The organism is Paenibacillus sp. 7541, assembly GCF_002276395.1.
GTDB classification, from domain to species: Bacteria; Bacillota; Bacilli; order Paenibacillales; family Paenibacillaceae; genus Paenibacillus_AQ; species Paenibacillus_AQ campinasensis.
Map to the genome: position 1 here is coordinate 1 of NZ_NQLZ01000074.1, position 541 is coordinate 541.

Here is a 541-nt window from a genome sequence, read left to right on the forward strand (position 1 = left end):
GCTTCGACTTCTTGCATGGTGTCTTCCACGACTTTGTCACGGTACTCATTGCTGAATAGCATTCGGCCCGCCCATATCGCCGTGTCTCGAATGTCCTCGGCCGTCCCAATCGTTGCATTATAGAGCATCGATTTCCCCGTTCCAAGCGGGTCCTCGAACAAGGAGATTGCCGTATCCTTTAGCGAGCTACCGAGCTGGATGGCCCCGATCTTCAGACCTTCCCAGAACTCCCCGGCCTCATGCTGCACTGCATTCCAGGATTCCTCAACTTTTCTCCCGGCATTATCTACAGCCCCATAACCTGCCGGCCCTCTCATCATAGGGAATGCTCCCAGCGTATGTCCAGCAACCTGGATCGGTTGTACCCGCTCATCTGCGGCCTTAAAACGCTGTGCGATGGCTTTAAGCTCCAAGCTGGTCCGCTGGATATGCTCGGTCGTCTGCGTCATCTCCCGATGCGCCCTCTGGAAATCCGCATAAAAACGGGACCTCGTCGTCCCTTCCCAACCAGACGCCAGCGTATGGATGCTCTGATTCAACG

At 55.6% G+C, this 541-nt stretch carries 1 protein-coding gene; it reads right to left on the reverse strand.

The window, feature by feature from the left end:
- The coding region (locus tag CHH75_RS24460) for a WXG100 family type VII secretion target (protein WP_141235885.1) at window positions 1–541 on the reverse strand (541 nt) is incomplete at both ends.